Source organism: Arthrobacter sp. AIWTK1 (assembly GCF_056680535.1).
Map to the genome: position 1 here is coordinate 3286491 of NZ_CM155287.1, position 15344 is coordinate 3301834.

The 15344-nt window shown below is 59.7% G+C and carries 16 protein-coding genes; all 16 read left to right on the forward strand.

All coding sequences use genetic code 11. The annotated features are described in order from the left end of the window. The first annotated feature begins 546 nt into the window (after positions 1 to 546). The 16 genes from AC1MDG_RS14980 to AC1MDG_RS15055 all read left to right on the forward strand — a co-directional run bounded on the left by AC1MDG_RS14980 (position 547) and on the right by AC1MDG_RS15055 (position 15343). Complete coding sequence (locus AC1MDG_RS14980) at positions 547 to 1212, forward strand: prepilin peptidase (protein WP_479804810.1); 666 nt, start codon at positions 547 to 549, stop codon at positions 1210 to 1212. A gap of 270 nt (positions 1213 to 1482) precedes the next feature. Next, the gene (locus tag AC1MDG_RS14985; RefSeq protein WP_479804811.1) at positions 1483 to 1689 is read left to right on the forward strand and encodes a Flp family type IVb pilin; all 207 of its coding nucleotides are present in this window, start codon (positions 1483 to 1485) and stop codon (positions 1687 to 1689) included. 342 nt (positions 1690 to 2031) lie between these two features. Then, on the forward strand, positions 2032 to 2418 hold the full coding sequence (locus tag AC1MDG_RS14990) for a TadE/TadG family type IV pilus assembly protein (protein WP_479804813.1): 387 nt from the start codon (positions 2032 to 2034) through the stop codon (positions 2416 to 2418). After that, positions 2406 to 3476, forward strand: coding sequence for a pilus assembly protein TadG-related protein (locus AC1MDG_RS14995; RefSeq protein ID WP_479804814.1), 1071 nt, complete (start codon positions 2406 to 2408; stop codon positions 3474 to 3476). The genes AC1MDG_RS14990 and AC1MDG_RS14995 overlap by 13 nt, the downstream gene beginning before the upstream one ends. A gap of 175 nt (positions 3477 to 3651) precedes the next feature. Beyond that, complete coding sequence (cpaB, locus tag AC1MDG_RS15000; RefSeq protein WP_479804815.1) at positions 3652 to 4287, forward strand: Flp pilus assembly protein CpaB; 636 nt, start codon at positions 3652 to 3654, stop codon at positions 4285 to 4287. After that, the gene (locus tag AC1MDG_RS15005) at positions 4284 to 5480 is read left to right on the forward strand and encodes a CpaE/TadZ family protein (protein WP_479804816.1); all 1197 of its coding nucleotides are present in this window, start codon (positions 4284 to 4286) and stop codon (positions 5478 to 5480) included. Before cpaB (AC1MDG_RS15000) ends, AC1MDG_RS15005 begins: the two co-directional genes overlap by 4 nt. Further along, positions 5477 to 6925 carry a TadA family conjugal transfer-associated ATPase gene (locus AC1MDG_RS15010; protein ID WP_479804818.1) on the forward strand — a complete coding sequence of 483 codons (1449 nt, stop codon included), beginning with the start codon at positions 5477 to 5479 and terminating at the stop codon, positions 6923 to 6925. Before AC1MDG_RS15005 ends, AC1MDG_RS15010 begins: the two co-directional genes overlap by 4 nt. A gap of 248 nt (positions 6926 to 7173) precedes the next feature. Then, on the forward strand, positions 7174 to 7869 hold the full coding sequence (locus AC1MDG_RS15015) for a type II secretion system F family protein (protein WP_479804820.1): 696 nt from the start codon (positions 7174 to 7176) through the stop codon (positions 7867 to 7869). Positions 7870 to 7880: 11 nt separating this feature from the next. Further along, positions 7881 to 8771, forward strand: coding sequence for a type II secretion system F family protein (locus AC1MDG_RS15020; protein WP_479804822.1), 891 nt, complete (start codon positions 7881 to 7883; stop codon positions 8769 to 8771). 310 nt (positions 8772 to 9081) lie between these two features. Then, positions 9082 to 9315, forward strand: coding sequence for a Flp family type IVb pilin (locus tag AC1MDG_RS15025; protein WP_479804824.1), 234 nt, complete (start codon positions 9082 to 9084; stop codon positions 9313 to 9315). A gap of 116 nt (positions 9316 to 9431) precedes the next feature. Further along, positions 9432 to 9821 carry a TadE/TadG family type IV pilus assembly protein gene (locus tag AC1MDG_RS15030; RefSeq protein ID WP_479804826.1) on the forward strand — a complete coding sequence of 130 codons (390 nt, stop codon included), beginning with the start codon at positions 9432 to 9434 and terminating at the stop codon, positions 9819 to 9821. Between the two features lie 50 nt (positions 9822 to 9871). After that, complete coding sequence (locus tag AC1MDG_RS15035; RefSeq protein WP_479804828.1) at positions 9872 to 10792, forward strand: pilus assembly protein TadG-related protein; 921 nt, start codon at positions 9872 to 9874, stop codon at positions 10790 to 10792. A 42-nt stretch (positions 10793 to 10834) separates the two neighbouring features. After that, complete coding sequence (cpaB, locus tag AC1MDG_RS15040; protein ID WP_479804830.1) at positions 10835 to 11608, forward strand: Flp pilus assembly protein CpaB; 774 nt, start codon at positions 10835 to 10837, stop codon at positions 11606 to 11608. Then, positions 11605 to 12801: a CpaE/TadZ family protein gene (locus tag AC1MDG_RS15045; protein WP_043482982.1), complete on the forward strand. Its 1197-nt coding sequence runs from the start codon at positions 11605 to 11607 to the stop codon at positions 12799 to 12801. Before cpaB (AC1MDG_RS15040) ends, AC1MDG_RS15045 begins: the two co-directional genes overlap by 4 nt. Continuing rightward, positions 12802 to 14400 carry a TadA family conjugal transfer-associated ATPase gene (locus AC1MDG_RS15050; RefSeq protein ID WP_479804832.1) on the forward strand — a complete coding sequence of 533 codons (1599 nt, stop codon included), beginning with the start codon at positions 12802 to 12804 and terminating at the stop codon, positions 14398 to 14400. It abuts the gene before it with no gap. 10 nt (positions 14401 to 14410) lie between these two features. Further along, positions 14411 to 15343 carry a type II secretion system F family protein gene (locus tag AC1MDG_RS15055; RefSeq protein ID WP_479804834.1) on the forward strand — a complete coding sequence of 311 codons (933 nt, stop codon included), beginning with the start codon at positions 14411 to 14413 and terminating at the stop codon, positions 15341 to 15343. Position 15344 lies beyond the last annotated feature (1 nt).

The window sequence follows — 15344 nt, forward strand, 5'->3', positions numbered from 1 at the left end:
GGATTCTCAGCGGGCACGCATCATCGAGAAAGGACACGCACAACGACTATCAAGAATAGCGGGTACAGAGGCCACTGTCCAAAATAGCGCGTTGACTCTCTAATGGGTGGTGGCTGGCCTGGTGCCTGGCTGGCAGGATGGCTGCCAGTCCTGCTGGACGTGACTCTCGTTGACTCTGACCCGGTCCCGGTGTCTTTTTTATGACCTGTCCGTTCGGTGGGGCTCGCGCCGGCCTGTCCTCTTCCGATGGCTTGAGAGAAGGTCGTCCAGGGTGCCACCTGTGACTCATTAGAGAGCTGCCTCGAAAGAACCCTTCCAGGCCGGCGCCAGTTCACGGCATCTTCGTCCGGAAAGGAAAGACCCGCAATGACTATCGTTGCAGAAGAGTATCGCCACTACATCGACATCACCTAGCCGCAGGTTTTGAACGGATGCAACGAATCACTGTTCCCGAAAGGTATTGCAATGAGGCAATACGAATACGCTCTTGGTAGCCAGCCTGCGCCGGTCCTGATGTCGCCGGCCCGATCCGTCCTAGGAGTCTCAGTGACCCTCTTCGCTAATGCCGCATCCGCCCAACCCTTGTTCGTTGTGGTCGTCGGCGTTCTGGGCGTAGTGCTGGGGTTAGCAGCGGACTGGACCATCGTGCGCACTATGCCGCGCCTGGGCGGCCCGCCGGCCATTCGGATAAGAGTTACCACGGCGGTACTCACCGGCACTCTTTCAGGTCTTTTTGCATTGCGTTTGGGTATCGCATGGGAATTACCAGCCTTTATTTTCCTAGCCATCATAGGCGTGCAACTCTCTCGTATTGATATTGGGCAAAAATTGCTGCCCAATAGAGTCGTCTTATTCCTCCTGTTGGCCGGCGCAACACTCTTCACGGCCTCGGCAGCCCTCACCCCGGACTGGGGTTCCCTCCTGCGAGCCGTCGTTTCAGCCGCGATCCTGTTCGTTGTCTACCTGGTTCTGGCCATTATTTCGCCAAACGGCATTGGAATGGGTGACGTAAAGCTGGCCGCACCCATCGGCCTGTACTTGGGCTACTTGGGTTGGACGCATCTCTTCTATGGCGGAGCCTTCGGATTTGTCATTGGCGGTTTGGCAACCTTCGTCCTCATGCGCTTGAAAAGCAGAGGAACACTGAGCGAAGTCGCCTTCGGACCGTCGATGATTGCCGCTTCATATCTAGTGATTCTGTCACTTCGGTAGCACAGCTCTCACAGCACACAAAGGGCACACACGCTTACACACGTCATAGCTGTCTAAGTACTAACCATCTGCTCTCCTGCGAAACATGAGTACTCACCCGTGTGCACTAGGTAGCACTACAAACAACGTAGAAAAAAGTCGAGTACAAGTACGCATTGTCGCGCCATAATTCACCGTGCCAATGTTGTCCCAACGGAACTCCGGCTCTTAGAAAACTGGGGGGAAGGGATTCCGTAGACCGAATTCAAAATTCTGGAAAAGGAAATTCAAATGACTTCTCTCATGGTCTCAATGATGGCTTATGTTGCCGGCGTCAAGAACCGTCTCGCATCGGAAAAGGGTGCCACTGCGGTTGAATACGGCCTGATGGTAGCTCTGATTGCCGTGGTCATCATCGTTGCAGTCGCGCTCATCGGCACCAACCTCGACCTCATGTTCGACAAGGTCGGTGCAAAGCTCGCCCCCGCTGCTCCTTAGGCAGCCAAAGAACAACCCAGGAGCGGGGATGGTTTAGATCGAGCATTTGCTCCTCTGCAGCCGTCCCCGCTCTTGCGTTCCCGCTATCTACAGAGGAGGGGTTGTGCAAAGTCTCAAAATCAAGGCGAAGGCAATCGCAGCACGATTATTTGGCGTTTGTCGTTCCATTCAACCGCTGCAGAATGGCTCGACCGCATCTGAATACGCGCTTCTAGCCGGCTTCATTGCCACAGTCATAGTTGTGGCTGTCGGAGTACTCGGTTTGCAACTCATCCCGGGTTTTCAATCCGTATTAGCTGGCCTGTGATGAAACGCCTACGCAGTACACAAGAATCTTCAAGAGTGACAGAACTAGGGGCTGTTGCAGTCGAATTCGCTCTCATTCTACCGATCTTCCTGGCACTCATCCTAGGAGTGGTGGAATACGGCAGGGCGTTCAGCATCCAAGTCTCGATGGCCCAAGCAGCCCGTGAATCTGCGCGCTATATGGCCATTCATTACACAGAAGCCGACTCTAAGGCATCAGCTGTCCAGGTCGCCATTGACGCCGCGCCCATTGCGAACTTGGGAACCGGCGATATCGCCATCAGTACCTGTAAGCCGGGACTCGACGCAAATGTGGACATCGAGGCCGATGTCGACTACTTGACGGGGCTTCCTTCCTTGTTGCCATTCCTGCCTGATGTCCTGACCATCTCAGCAAAAGGAGTAATGCGATGCGGAGGTTAGCCCGAACGCTGGCTCAAGCCGGCAGCGCCCGGGAATCCGAACGTGGAGTAGTAGCACCAGTTGCAGCCCTTCTTACTGTCGCTTTGCTGGGCTTCACAGCACTCGCCGTAGATGTCGGCGCAATGTATTCCGAGAAGGCTCAGCTTCAGAACGGCGCCGATTCAGCAGCCCTCGCTATTGCTCAGGACTGCGCCAATAGGGTGTCGGCGGCGCCCTGCGGGGCGGATCAAAAGGCTCAGGCAGCCCCGTTCGCAAATGGCAACGCATTGGATGGGGCCAGCCAGGTCGTCTCGGCAACGGTCAACGCTGGCACGGTCAATGTGACGACGGCTACGCCGGCGGGCGCTAACGGCGAGCATTTCTCCCTCTACTTGGCTCGCATACTCGGCAACGACTCCGTCGAGATCCAGGCGTCTGCCCAAGCCAAGTTCGGAGGTTTTGCAGCAGCGGATGTCGCGGCGCTGACATTTTCGATTTGTGAGACAGATCCACTATTCCAAAAGGGAGTTCAATTCTTTCCGACGCATGGAAAAAAAGCCACAGAAACCTACGCGTGCAAGCTCGACAACGGCGGCCATCCTACGAACTCGGGAATGGAGATCCCGGGAGGATTCGGATGGTTGAAGGACAACGGAGACTGCAAAGCACGAGTTGATCTCACTGTTGATCCAGTCGTGATTTCGGATCCCGGGAACGACCTGAAGAAGTCCTGCGAATCAACGTTTCAAAGTTGGGGGGAAACACTCGCATCCGGAAAACCCGTCACGACGCTGATACCAATATTCAAGGCCGCCGGGGACAAGAGCTACACAATCGTGGCATTTGCCGAACTCTCCATTCGGGGCTGGGTACTTTCCGGCAATAACAACAAACTTCCAGGGTCCTATCAGGTGAGTTCCTCGGTGGACGCTGTCAAGACAAACAACCCATCTTTCAAGCTGGACGGCAATGATCGTGGACTATTTGCGGAATTTATCAGAAAGGTGACGCTTCAGGAGGCCGCGGTTTTGGGTGGGCCATCTACCTACGGTTCATTGGGAGTCGTCCTCACAAGATAATCATCACGGCGTCAGATGTTCTGTTTCTATCAAAGGCAAGGAGAAGTTTAAATTGAAAACACGCCTACTGGGAGGCATCGTCGCACTTGTGCTCGCAATTGTTGGCACTGTGTTACTGGTCTCATACGTTTCAGCATCGGAGGCTAGGGCCCAAAAGGACTTACAGCCCGTTGAGGTGCTCGTAGTTCAGGATCAAGTTGAGAAAGGTGCTGATCTGGAGAAGATCAGGACAGCCGTGAAACTGACCTCATTGCCATCTGCCTCAGTACCCAATGGTGCTTTGAAAAGTCTGGAAGGACTTAACGGGAAGGTAGCGGCGGTCGACCTGTTGCCAGGGGAGGCGCTGCTCGGTGCTCGCCTGGCAGATCCTAATGCACTTTCCGCCCCTGGATCGGTTCCTGTTCCCGAGGGCATGCAGGAAATGTCAGTCCAGTTGGAGGCGCAACGTGTGGTGGGCGGGCGCATCGCAGCCGGCGATACCGTCGGCATCGTCATTTCCTTCGGCAAGGGGGCAAGCAAAGATGCACCCGAAATGGAGACGACTCAACAGGTCTTCCACAAAGTCCTGGTAACGAGCGTCCAACGCTCCACCGATGAAGCTTCGAAAAACTCAGAGGAAACCGACCCTGCGAAGCAAGCGAATACCGAGCTCCCTACGGGCCAGCTTCTCGTGACCTTTGCAAGGAATGATGTGGATTCTGCAAAGATCGCTTTCGGCGCCGAGTTCGGAAGTCTTTGGCTGACGAAAGAACCGACCTCCGCAGCGGAAACTGCTCCAGTCGTCGTGAAGAAGACAGAGCTGTACCGATGAGCAGGTTCGTAGTCATCACAGCCGACGCCGATTTCGAAGGCCGCGCCCGGCAGGCCGCCTCACGACTCCGGGGAGCGTTTCACGGGATCGTAGCGAATTATCTCCCGCCCGGACCCGACGACGTATTGAGAGCCCTATCAGGGGATCTCGTTGAAGTCATACTGCTTGGGCCCGGACTCCCTGTAGAAGATTCCATCAGGCTCGCCAGCCTGTTCGACCTCCAGTACCCCGAGATCAGCGTGGTACTCGTGACCGAGACAAGCTCAGGTGTCGCACTGCCGGCCATGCGTGCCGGAATCAGGGATCTATTGGAACCTAGCGCGGACGTAGACGCCATTCATATCATGCTTGAACGAGCCAGTCTTGCGGCCGCGGGACGCCGGCGAGGACTTGGCAACAGTGTCGAGCCGCCACCTGAAGGTGGAAGGATCATCGGCGTACTGTCCCCAAAGGGTGGTGTGGGCAAGACAACCGTCACCACCAATTTGGCCGTTGGCCTGGGAAAAATTGCGCCGATGGGCGTAGTTGTCGTCGACCTCGACGTCCAGTTTGGTGACGTTGCATCGGGGCTCATGCTTGAACCTGAAAGAACGTTGGCGGATGCGGTAAAGGGCGCTGCTGTATCCGACAGCCTGGTACTGAAGTCATACCTGACGTTGCATCCGTCAGGCATATATGCCCTGTGTGCACCGCAAAACCCAGTTGATGCAGATCAGATCACCGGTGAACAAGTTTCTCGTCTGCTCACGCAGCTAGCCAGCGAATTTCAGTACGTGGTCGTGGACACTGCACCGGGGCTTGGAGAACACGTTCTTGCGACTCTGGAGCAGGCTACCGACGGCGTGTGGGTTTGCGGCATGGACATTCCCAGTATCCGTGGCCTCAGGACAGGATTTTCCGTTTTGACGGAACTCAGCCTCCTACCCCCCAACCGGCATGTGGTGCTCAACTTTGGCGATCGGCGCAGTGGGCTGAATCTCAAGGACGTCGAAACAACCATCGGATGTCCTGTTGATGTGGTCCTTCCGCGGTCCCACTCAGTCCCATTCTCCACAAACAAGGGAGTCCCCTTGCTGCAAGATAATTCCCGCGACGCAGTGGCCAAGGGTCTTCGCCAACTGGTGGAACGCTTCAGCCCGAATTGGGAGCAACGACCTCATAAGAAACTTCACAGAAGGGCGATAGTCCAATGACACTCGCAAAGCGCTTTGAGTCAGTACGTAGCCCCGAACAAGACAAGCCGGTCCAGGTGCCTCGAAGAGAAGATCCGTGGTCAGTGCACGCCCAGAACAGCCCGACACCCTCGCCGTGGAATGGGCCCGAGGCCCAAGGGCATAGCGCTGAGTCCAACGACGCACTGACTGCCGTGAAGGACCGAGCGGGAACGGCACTCTATGAACGTATGGGCAGTCGGATGTCGGACTCGTCGCTGGATGATGGTGAGCTGAATCAATACGTAAAAGACGAACTTCGTACAATCATCGACGACGACGAAATTCCTCTGTCTTCAAGCGAGCGACAGCGCCTCGTTCAGGAGATCATGGATGATGTCATGGGGCTGGGCCCGTTGCAGAAATTCATTGCCGATGAAGCAGTTACGGAAGTAATGGTAAACGGGCCCGACAAGATCTACATAGAACGTGGAGGTAAGCTTTTCCTCACGGGATCACGATTCACATCCGAAGAGCACTTGCGCCGGATCATCGAGCGAATCGTTACTAAAGTCGGCAGAAGAATCGACGAATCCTCTCCCCTGGTGGACGCCAGACTTGCCGACGGATCCAGGGTCAATGCCATCATCCCGCCCTTGGCCGTCAGCGGGTCATCGCTGACAATCCGCAAATTCGGTCAAGTTCCGCTGAAAGTAAGTGATCTGATCTCTTTCGGCACTATTTCACCCGAGATTGCAGAATTGTTGAACGCTTGTGTTCACGCTCGTCTGAACATCCTGGTTTCTGGAGGTACCGGAACAGGGAAAACTACATTGCTTAACGTTCTGTCTTCATTTATCCCGACTGATGAGCGCATCGTCACGATCGAGGACGCTGTCGAGCTACAGCTCCAACAGGATCACGTTGTGCGACTAGAAAGCCGGCCACGAAACATCGAGGGCAAGGGCGAGATCAGCATTAGGGATCTAGTCCGGAACTCCCTCCGCATGCGCCCAGACAGAATCGTCATTGGTGAAGTCCGTGGCGGTGAATCTTTGGACATGCTGCAGGCGATGAACACAGGGCACGACGGTTCGATCTCCACCGTCCACGCCAACTCGCCCCGGGATGCGATCGCCAGACTGGAGACCCTCGTCCTAATGGCGGGAATGGATCTGCCGCTCCGCGCAATTCGTGAGCAAGTCGCCTCAGCGGTTAACTTGATCGTTCACATATCGCGTCTTCGGGACGGAACACGACGCGTCACTCATGTCACCGAGGTCCAAGGAATGGAAGGAGATGTCGTGACCCTACAAGATGCTTTCACGTTCGACTACAGCGCAGGGGTTGACGCGAATGGGCGATTCCTTGGCCGCCCTGTACCGACGGGAGTGCGGCCCCGTTTCGTGGATCATTTCGCTGATCTCGGGATCGTCCTCTCACCCGCCGTATTCGGTGGCATGCCAATTGGGGGTGTTTACAGGTGACAGCCACGAGCCCTGTCTTCCTAGTGCTAGGCGTAGGTCTTTGCCTAGGGGCACTTTTGATCCTGATTTTGGTCGCATTTCGCGGTCGGCAGTCAGCCATAAGACTATCGCGAAGAAGGCCCGGCCTTGCAGAGCAACCATCTGTTCTGTCACGTGTAACCGCGGCCGCAACGTCGTTTGTTGATCGAAACGTCAGCCGCAAAGCGAGTTTTGGCTCGGCCGACTCACTCGAAGAAGCCGGGCTGCGTATGCGCCAGGCAGACTATATTTTGCTGATCGCATGCATTGCAGTTACGGCAGCGGTCATCGGATTTGTGCTGGGCGGCTGGGTGTTGACGCTGCTGTTCATCCTTCTAACGCCAATCGCTGGCATGTTGTTCTTGAACATCATGGCAGCCAGGCGACGGGCGAAGTTCGAGGCTCAGCTTGGCGACACGTTGCAGATGCTATCCGGAGGGCTCCGCGCTGGTCACAGTCTGCTTCGGGCTGTCGACGCCGTCGCGCAAGAGTCTGATGCCCCCACCTCTGAGGAATTCGCACGATTGGTCATTGAGACCAGACTTGGTCGCGATCTGAAGGAATCCATGGCGGACTCCGCAAAACGCCTACGGAGCGAGGATTTTGACTGGACTAGCCAGGCGATCGAAATTCATCGCGAAGTCGGCGGCGACCTGGCCGAAGTACTGGATCAAGTCGGGGAAACTATCAGAGAACGTATGCAAATCAAGGGCCAAGTCCGGGCACTTAGCGCCGAAGGCAAGCTGTCTGCGTACATCCTGATTGGCTTGCCTGTAGGAATCTTTATTTTTCTCGGATTCGCTAATCCAACCTATATCAGCGTTCTGTACTCCGGCGTGCTCGGGTGGGTCATGCTTGGCGTTGCCATCATACTGCTGGCTCTCGGTTCCGTGTGGCTGAGTCGAGTCGTTAAGATCAAGTTCTGAAGGTGGCTGACATGAGTGTTATAGCGTGGTTCATTGTTGCAACAATCGTGGTTCCGACCTCAGCAATGCTCTGGTCCGTCATAGCAGTCGATCGACCCGGACTTGCTGCCATCCGCATCAATCTTGGCCGCGGCCACGGTTCTTCCGGGGCAGTTGAAGGTGGCGCAGATTCGCCAAGCATGGCGCGTCTCGGCCGGCGTCTGGCGCCAACAGGATATGCCCTGTGGTTAGACAAACTATTAGCGCGGGCCGGGCGGCCACATGGGATGCCTCTGGAGCGCTTGCTCGTGACCAAGCCCGCGTTGGCGCTCGTAGTCGGTGTCTTGGGTGTTCTCTTGGTCATCAAAACGCCTACTGGGACCACCGTTCTTCTAGCGCTGTTTTTGACACTGCTGGCCTATTTTGTTCCAGACCTTCTTCTGCACAGCCAGGGAACGAAACGCAGGGATGCCATCGAACTGGAGCTTCCAAGTACCCTTGACCAGATGCTAATTTCGGTCGAGGCGGGCTTGGGCTTCGAGTCAGCTATGGCGCGAGCTGGCCAGAACGGTAAGGGACCGCTCGCGGCGGAACTGCTAAGAACGCTTCAGGACATGCAGGTCGGACGAAGCCGAAGGGAAGCGTATCTGGCCATGGCCGAGCGCACTGCCGCCCCGGACCTTCGGAGTTTCGTCAGGGCCGTGGTTCAGGCAGATGTTTACGGTATCGCGATAGCTAATGTGCTCAGGACTCAAGCCAAACAGATGCGAGTCAAAAGGCGTCAACGGGCAGAGGAAAAAGCGATGAAGCTTCCAATCAAAGTCCTGTTTCCTTTGATGCTGTGCATCCTGCCTGTCCTATTCATTGTGATTTTGGGTCCAGCCGTCATTAACATAATCGCAGCTTTCTCGGACGGTTTTTAGCTTCCAGCCCAACTTCGATCGCACCAACTGCATTGTGCGCACAGACAGGATCCCCTCGGGCCCAGAGCCGAGGGGATCCCCACGACCGGACCCCCTCGGCACCCAGAGCCGAGGGGGTCCTCTTGGATGCCTGCGAGGTCTAAAACGCAGTTATTCCGCATGAAAGGCACAGGCCCACCCCAGGGCAGGCGCAAGTCGAGCAGGCTTAGCGCAGGATGCTCAAAGATCCGTCCGTGAGCAGGAAAGTGGTTGCTACTTTTTGGGCAGAGCTGGTGCAGGACCAGCCACCCGAACTCGCTCAGGAGTCCCAATGCTTTCCTCTCTCAAGTACCTCGCCTCCCGCCTCCGCCGTGAAGAGACCGGCGCCACCGCCGTCGAATACGGCATCATGGTCGCCCTCATTGCCGTCGTCATCATTGTGGCGGTCACCCTCCTCGGAACGACTTTGAGCGACATGTTCCACAACGTCCAGTGCGGCGTGACGAACAGCGGCACCACCTGGAACGCAACCACGGGTGCCTGCGCCGCCCCAACCACCCCATAACCCACCCAACCTCTGACGCACCCACAGCGCGTCACCCAGGAAAGTGGCGGCGGCACCTAAGCCGCCGCCACTTCGGCTGTCTTACCCCCCATTTGGCCTGAACGAAAGGCACCACCATGTCCAGGGCATCCGAGCGCGGAGCCGTTGCGGTCGAGTTTGCGATCCTGGCGCCCGTCCTCATCATGCTGCTCCTGGGCATCGTCGAATTCGGCCGGGCCTACAATGCCCAGGCCTCACTCTCCGCCGCCGCCCGTGAGGGCGTCCGGGTCATGGCCATCTCCAACAGCATCGCCGCTGCCAACACCGCGGCGAAGAGTACTGCGGTATCACTGCAGCCCGTGCTGAAGGACACCGACATCAAGTTCAAGAATCTCGATACCGGCACCACCAGCTGCGCACCCGGAAACCGCATCACCATAACCATCAGCTACAACCTCGCCACCATGACCGGCATCGCCGGCCCGTTTCCGATGACCGGCAAGGGAGCCATGCTGTGCGGCGGCTGACACCCCAGAACGGAAAACACTACAGAAGGCCCGACGGCGAACACGGCGCCGTGAGCGTACTGGTCGCCGTCTTACTCGTTGTGCTCCTGGGCTTCGGAGCCATAGCCGTGGACGTGAGCATGCTCTACGCCGAGCGGACGCAGCTTCGCAACGGTGCCGACGCCGCAGCCCTGGCCATCGCACAAAAGTGCAGCCGGGACCTCAACGACGCGAACTGTTCCACCACCTCATCCCTGGCGTCAGGCTTCGCCAACGGCAACGCAAACGACGGCCTCAGCAACATCAAATCCACCGTCCTGGACAAGACAACCCGCACCGTCACCGTCATCGCCGGTGCGCAGGAGGCTGGCAAAGCCGCGAACGAGGTCTCGCTCTTCTTCGCCCGTGTCCTGGGAATGGATACCGCAGAGGTCAACGCCAGCTCGACCGCCCGATGGGGCACGCCATTCAAGGGACCAGTCATCCTGCCGCTGGCGATTGCCTATTGTAAGCTCAACATCTCACCCACAACCGGTGTCGGCGCGGAACAGGTGCTGGACCAGGCATTCAACGGTTGCGCCGGTATCCCCGGCGGATTCGGCTGGATCCAGGGTTCAGGAACAAAATGCGCAGTGACAGTAACGGCCGGCGCATCAAACAATTCGGGAGTGTGGTTCTCCAGCGACACCGGTGCCAGCGCTCCGACTGTATGTACGGCGGCCGATTTCAACCAGATGAACAACCAAACCGTGCTGTTGCCGTTGTATGACATTGCCACTGGAACAGGTTCCACCGGCAAGTACTTCATCAAGGGTTTTGCCGCCTTTCACGTCACCGGCTACCACTTCGCTGATATCAGCTGGACTGCCGGCGGCAAGGTGGACAACAAGACCATCCGGGGCTACTTCGTTAAATTTGTTTCCCTCTCCCAAGCCCTCGAGCTCGGCAACGCACCCGACTACGGGACCACTGTTGTCCGCCTTTCCCTTTAGCCAGAACCGAATTAGCAAGTCCCCAAACCACAGGAGCAGTCAGTGAAGTCACGTTTGTTGGCAGGGGTGGTGGCAGTCCTCCTGGCCATCGTCGGGGCTGTCCTCGTCGTCACGTACGCCCAGGGCGCGGACCAGCGCGCCGTCAAGGACCTGGACCCGGTGGGCGTACTCGTGGTCACCAAAGCCGTCCCCGCCGGTGCAACCGTAGACACCGTTAAAGCATCGGTGGCCCTGGAACAGGTGCCGGGCACCGCCGTCGCAAAGTCCGCGCTGGACACCCTCGACGAATCCGCCGGCAAAGTGGCCGCCGCAGACCTTGTCCCGGGCGAACAGCTGCTGGCGGAGAAGCTCGTCGCGCCGGAAGATCTCCAGACCTCGGGTTCGGTGAAAGTGCCGGCTGGCCTCCAGGAAGTCTCCTTCCAGCTGGAGCCGCAGCGGGTGGTGGGCGGGCGCCTCCAGCCCGGCGACCACGTGGGCATCTTCATCTCCATGAAATCCGGCGGCATCGAATCCAAGGCGGACAAAGAGACCACACAGCTCTCCATTCACAAGGTCCTGGTCACCGCGGTCCAGCGCGCTCCCGAAGGAGCTGCCGCCAAACCGGCACCGTCGGCGAGCGCCGGACCAGAACCCGACCCCCGGGACGTGAACCTTCCCACCGGATCCCTGATGATCACCGTGGCAGTCAACGACATCAACGCAGGCAAGATCGTGTTCGCCTCCGAGTTCGGCGATGCCATCTGGCTCAGCCGGGAACCGCTCGACGCCGAGGACAACGGACCGCGCGTCATGATCCGGCCGGACGTCTACAAATGAGCCGCTTCGTCCTCATAACCCCCGACGTCGACTTCGATGGCCGCCTCCGCCAGGCCGTTGCCGGCGGCCTCCAAGGAGGCGTGCAGACCTTCTTCACCAGCCTGCTCCCCGCCGATCCCAACGACCTGTTCGCCCACCTGAACCAGGAACGTCCCGAGGTCCTCATCCTGGGGCCGGACGTTCCCGTGGAGGAATCGCTCAGGCTCGCCACGGTGATGAATGTCCGGTTCCCTGAGCTCAGTGTCATCCTCGCCAGCGAACCGGACCCGGACTTCATCCTGCAGGCCATGCGCGCGGGCATCCGGGACATCCTCTCCCCCGGCTCCGATGCGGCGCAGATCCGGGTCCTACTGGAACGCGCCAGCCAGCAGTTCGCCAACCGGCACCGCGTCCAGGCGCCCCCGCCGATGACGGAAACCAACAAGGGCCTGGTCATCGGCGTCTTCTCCCCCAAGGGCGGGGTGGGCAAGACCACCATCGCCACCAACATCGCCATCGGGCTGGGCAAGATTGCCCCGATGAGCGTGGTGATCGTGGACCTGGACCTGCAGTTCGGCGATGTCGCCTCCGGGCTCTACCTCGACCCGCAGCACACCGTGACGGACGCTGTGTCCCCCGCCGCGAGCCAGGACTCCCTGGTCCTCAAAGCGTTCCTGACCGTCCACCCTGGCAGCATCTACGCCCTGTGCGCTCCGCCAACGCCCGTTGATGCGGACGAGATCACTCCGGAACAGGTCAGCCGGCTGCTGGAACAGCTTTCCGAACAGTTCCAGTACGTGGTGGTGGACACCGCTCCCGGACTTCCGGAAATCGGCCTCGCCGCCATGGAGCAGTGCACGGATGTGGTGTGGGTCAGCGGCATGGACATCCCCAGCGTCCGCGGCCTGCGCTCCGGCCTGGACGTGCTGCGCCAGCTGGAAATCCTCCCGGAAACCCGGCACGTGGTGCTCAACATGGCCGATTCAAAGCTGGGGCTCACCGTACAGGACCTCGAGTCGACCATCGGCGCGCCCGTGGACGTCAGCATTCCGCGGTCCCGCGCCGTGGCCCTGTCCACCAACCGCGGCATTCCCGTCCTACAGGAGTCAGCCAAGGACCCGGCAACCAAGGGCCTGAACCAGCTCGTCAACCGGTTCAACCCCGCCTGGCGGGCCACATCGCAACGCAAACTGCACCGAAGGGTCGTGGTCTAGATGAAACTTTCAGAGCGCATCAGCGCAGTTCAGGCGAAGTCGCAGTCACTGTCGCCCTCCCGCACCCAAACCGTTGCCCCGCCGTCGCCTGTTTCCCGGGCGGCGACAGCAACGCTCGAACTGGACCGCCCGGAGCTGCCGGTCCGGCAGCCCGAACCGTGGGCCCCGTCCACCCCGGAAAAGCGGACGACGACGGCGGCACCGGCTGCCGCCGTCGTCGTACCGTCAGCGGGGACTGACCACGCCGACGAGGCAAAGGCGAAGGCCCAGCAGCCTGTTGACGCGTTCGCCGCCTTGAAGGAGCGGGCGGCGACGGCGCTGTTCGAACGCCTGGGTGCCCGCTTCAACGACTCGGCCATCACCGAACTGGAGCTCCGGACGTCCGCCCGCGAGGAACTCACCCGCATCATCGACGCCGAGCAGGTGCCGCTCTCATCGGAGGAACGCACACGTCTGGTCCAGGACGTGGCCGACGACGTGCTGGGCTACGGACCGCTGCAGCGGCTGCTGGACGACCCCGCCGTCACCGAAATCATGGTCAACCGGATGGACCGGATCTATGTGGAGCGCAAGGGCCACCTGACGCTGGCGGATTCCCGGTTCAGCTCTGAGGAACACCTGCGGAAGGTGATCGAGCGCATTGTGTCCAAGGTGGGCCGCCGCATCGACGAGTCCTCTCCCCTGGTGGACGCCCGGCTGGAGGACGGCTCCCGTGTCAACGCGGTGATCCCGCCGCTGGCTGTGGGCGGATCGTCGCTGACCATCCGGAAGTTCAGCAAGGTACCCCTCACTGTCCGCAACCTCATCGATTTTGGCACCCTGACGCCGGAAATGGCGGAGCTGCTGAACGCCTGCGTCAAAGCCAAGCTCAACATCATCGTCTCGGGCGGAACGGGAACCGGGAAGACCACCCTGTTGAACGTGCTCTCGTCCTTCCTGCCCTCGGACGAGCGGATCGTCACCATCGAGGATGCCGTGGAGCTGCAGATCCAGCAGGAGCATGTGGTCCGGCTGGAGAGCCGTCCCCCCAATACCGAAGGCAAAGGCGAAGTGACAATCCGTGAACTGCTGCGCAACTCGCTGCGTATGCGCCCCGACCGCATCGTGGTGGGTGAGGTCCGCGGCGGCGAGTCGCTGGACATGCTCCAGGCCATGAACACGGGCCATGACGGATCCCTGTCCACCGTTCACTCCAACTCGCCGCGCGACGCCGTGGCACGCCTCGAAACCCTGGTGCTCATGGCCGGGATGGACCTGCCGCTGCGGGCCATCCGGGAACAGATAGCTTCGGCAGTAAACCTCATCGTCCAGATCTCGCGGCTGCGGGACGGCAGCCGCCGCATCACCCACGTGACCGAGGTGCAGGGCATGGAAGGCGACATCGTCACCCTGCAGGACGCGTTCGTCTTCGACTACTCCGCCGGCGTCGACGCCCAGGGCCGCTTCCTGGGACGTCCTGTGGCCACGGGGATCCGGCCGCGCTTCATCGACCGCTTCGAGGACCTGGGAATCCATGTCTCCCCCGCCGTCTTCGCCACGCCCGGCGGCCCGGCCGGCCATCCCGGTCCCGCTGGCCCCGCCGGCCAGAGAATGGCGTAGGGACGCCGGGATGCTCATAATCGTCGGAGCCGCGCTCCTCTTCCTGGCACCGCTTCTTCTGGGGGTGGCGCTGCTGATACCCGGTGCTCCGGAGATCGCCCTCAGCCGCCGTCGTCCCTATGACTCCGACCCGCCGTCACGGCTGACGCGCCTGGCAAACATCACTGTCGGAGCCCTGGGCCGCTTCCTGGCAGCCAGGAACCTTCGCCTCTACAACCGGGAGTCCCTGGAAACTGCGGGCGTCCGGCTCAGCCAGGCCGAGTTCATCGTCCTGGTCATCGCCGGTGCCATCGTGGGTGCACTGGTGGGCCTGGTTATCGGCCTGCCTGTGGTCTCGGTCCTCCTTGTCATCCTGGCGCCGTTCGTGGGGCACATGGTGCTGGGCTTCCTCGCCGGCAAGCGGCGGGCCAGGTTCGACCAGCAGCTCGGCGACACCCTCCAGCTCCTCGCCGGCGGCCTGCGGGCAGGGCACAGCATCCTCCGGGCCATCGATGCCGCCGCTGCCGAGTCCCAAAGCCCCACCGCCGAGGAGATGCGCCGGGTGATCACGGAGACCAGCCTGGGCCGCGACCTGCTGGCTTCACTAACGGACACCTCGGAACGCATGAAGAACGACGACTTCGTCTGGATCGCGCAGGCCATCCAGATCAACCGCGAGGTGGGCGGCAACCTGGCTGAGGTCCTGGACCAGGTCAATGAAACGATCCGTGAACGGTCCGAAATCAAGGGCCACATCAAGGCACTGGCGGCGGAGGGCAAGTTCTCCGCCTACATCCTGATCGCCATGCCCATCGGCATCGTACTGATGCTCATGGCGGTGAACCCCGGCTACATGGACGCGATGTTCACGCATCCGCTGGGGTGGGCCATGATCGCGGCGTCGGTGGTTTTTATGACCATCGGCAGCCTGTGGATGCGCAAAATCATCGATCTGAAGTTCTGAG

Bases quoted from the DNA above. Each gene is read 5' to 3' on its own strand.
- AC1MDG_RS14985 (WP_479804811.1), top strand. From the start codon at position 1,483: ATGACTTCTCTCATGGTCTCAATGATGGCTTATGTTGCCGGCGTCAAG.
- AC1MDG_RS14995 (WP_479804814.1), top strand. From the start codon at position 2,406: ATGCGGAGGTTAGCCCGAACGCTGGCTCAAGCCGGCAGCGCCCGGGAA.
- AC1MDG_RS15005 (WP_479804816.1), top strand. From the start codon at position 4,284: ATGAGCAGGTTCGTAGTCATCACAGCCGACGCCGATTTCGAAGGCCGC.
- AC1MDG_RS15010 (WP_479804818.1), top strand. From the start codon at position 5,477: ATGACACTCGCAAAGCGCTTTGAGTCAGTACGTAGCCCCGAACAAGAC.
- AC1MDG_RS15015 (WP_479804820.1), top strand. From the start codon at position 7,174: ATGCGCCAGGCAGACTATATTTTGCTGATCGCATGCATTGCAGTTACG.
- AC1MDG_RS15020 (WP_479804822.1), top strand. From the start codon at position 7,881: ATGAGTGTTATAGCGTGGTTCATTGTTGCAACAATCGTGGTTCCGACC.
- AC1MDG_RS15025 (WP_479804824.1), top strand. From the start codon at position 9,082: ATGCTTTCCTCTCTCAAGTACCTCGCCTCCCGCCTCCGCCGTGAAGAG.
- AC1MDG_RS15030 (WP_479804826.1), top strand. From the start codon at position 9,432: ATGTCCAGGGCATCCGAGCGCGGAGCCGTTGCGGTCGAGTTTGCGATC.
- AC1MDG_RS15045 (WP_043482982.1), top strand. From the start codon at position 11,605: ATGAGCCGCTTCGTCCTCATAACCCCCGACGTCGACTTCGATGGCCGC.
- AC1MDG_RS15050 (WP_479804832.1), top strand. From the start codon at position 12,802: ATGAAACTTTCAGAGCGCATCAGCGCAGTTCAGGCGAAGTCGCAGTCA.
- AC1MDG_RS15055 (WP_479804834.1), top strand. From the start codon at position 14,411: ATGCTCATAATCGTCGGAGCCGCGCTCCTCTTCCTGGCACCGCTTCTT.